Origin of the sequence: Vibrio sp. Vb1337 (assembly GCF_033338715.1) — a bacterium.
Lineage (GTDB): Bacteria > Pseudomonadota > Gammaproteobacteria > Enterobacterales > Vibrionaceae > Vibrio > Vibrio alginolyticus.
This window is the reverse complement of sequence record NZ_JAWOTD010000062.1, coordinates 1-1,787: the sequence shown is the minus strand read 5'-3', so window position 1 is coordinate 1,787 and position 1,787 is coordinate 1. Positions and strand designations below refer to the sequence as shown.

Genomic DNA, 1,787 nt, shown 5'->3' with positions numbered 1-1,787 from the left:
GTTTGGATCGGTCGCGTAGCTGCCTTCTGGCACCGTGTAATGGAATGGGTCGTAACCCCAGTTGAAGCTGTCTAGCATGCGCAAATCGTTCATCAGTGCTTGCGCAGAACCGGTGGCTGGATCGTAGCTGTTCAGCACATCTTCAATCACTTTCGCGCCATCAACTTCGTCACAGACAGACGCTTCTGGTTTGATGCCACACAATTTACCTACGGTGTCAGTAATATCGACGCGGTTCGCCGCTTCTTCATCAACCGTAGCAATGTCGAACGCTGGCAGGATGTGAAGCGTTGTTAAACCTGCGTCTTTTAGTGCTTGCAAGTGAGAGACCGATTCGCGGTCTGCTTCTGTGAGTGCTAAGTACTTACCGTTGTATTCTTTGGTGCCTTTTGTATCGTTAAAGCTGAAGTCACGAAGGTGTGATTCGTACAGTACGTGGTCTTCATCTTTTTTAACGGTTGGGCGTTCGTAGTCGCTCCAGCCTTGTGGCATCAAGCTTGGATCATCCAAATCGATTACTTGAGAGTACATCGAATTTTTCGATAAGCTCATAGAGTATGGATCGGTGACCAAGCGAGTTTCGATGACGCCCGTTGTTGGGTGGTAAACTTTAACTTGGTAACGGTAGTATTTGTTGACGACGTTGCTTTGCGCTTCAGAAACCCAGATACCAGTTGCTGAATCTTCTTTCATCGCAACGGTTGCTTCTTCTTTCAGATTCTCGTCATAGATGATCAGAGCAACGTCTTGCGCTGTTGGCGCCCAAAGTTTGAAGGTTGTTGCGCCGCCTTCCACAATCGCGCCGAGTTCTTGGCTAATTGCGTTACCTGCCTTGGAGTCGGCAAACACCGCATCAAAAACGCCCGGCTTTTGCACTTCAGTTGCAGAAATAACGTCGCCATTTGCGTTGTACGCCACCATGACGATTTGTGATTTCAGAATCGTACGTAGGGTTGCATCGTCCACATCAATGCCAGCGGCTTGAAGGCTTGCAAGGTGGCGGAAACGAGATTTAAGACCGTCAGACAAATCGCCCGCTTTGGTCAGCTCAACAGCTGTACCGCCAGAGATTTGCTTGTCTTCATCCATTTGGATGTCGTTGGTCAAGCTGTAGAACAGCTTCATGGAATCAGCATTGGCTGCCGCTTCCCATGCGATAGTGTTGGCATCTAACCAATGCGCTTTTTGACCATCAATATCGACTGGACGTGCTTCGATTGGCTCGTAGTAAAGCTCGCTGCTGCCGTGGAAGCCAAATAGACCCTTAGATTCGCCAATTTTGGTCAGCTCCACTTTTGAGTTCGAGCTACCGAAGGCTTTCTCATCGCCTTTGTGCAGAATGAAGTTCATACATTCGTGCGGATCAGACGCATCTGGGTTCACTTTCAGTACGTAGTAAGCGCCGTAGGTGTCGTTGATGCCGTCGAATGGACGCGGTGCAGACCAGTCCGTACCTGTGCCAGCAATACCCATGGCTTCTAAGTCGGTGCTGGTACAGCCTTCGCCGTTCCACAAGTGCAAGCCCCAACCTTCGTAGTCGCTTGCCGTTGATGCGGATGCAATATCGCGCTTGTAGTAAATGACAACCTCGTTCTCTCCCGCAGGGTATAGGCCAGAGCCTGGGTTCGTGGTGTCGTCGCTTGTGCTATCGCTGCCACAACCGCTGATGACCGCGATGGAAATCAAAGGCAGTACGGTTTTGGCAATCGTTGATAATTTGAATGTTTTATTGTCCACGTTTACAAATCCATTGTTATTGAATTGATATAACGGACGTGCGGTATTTC

General features: G+C 49.4%; 1 protein-coding gene. It reads right to left on the bottom strand.

Translation table 11 applies throughout. The annotated features are described in order from the left end of the window. On the bottom strand, nucleotides 1–1,737 hold a 1,737-nt coding region (locus tag R7E42_RS23815), incomplete at its 3' end, for a pullulanase-associated domain-containing protein (protein ID WP_318073062.1). Nucleotides 1,738–1,787: the final 50 nt, after the last annotated feature.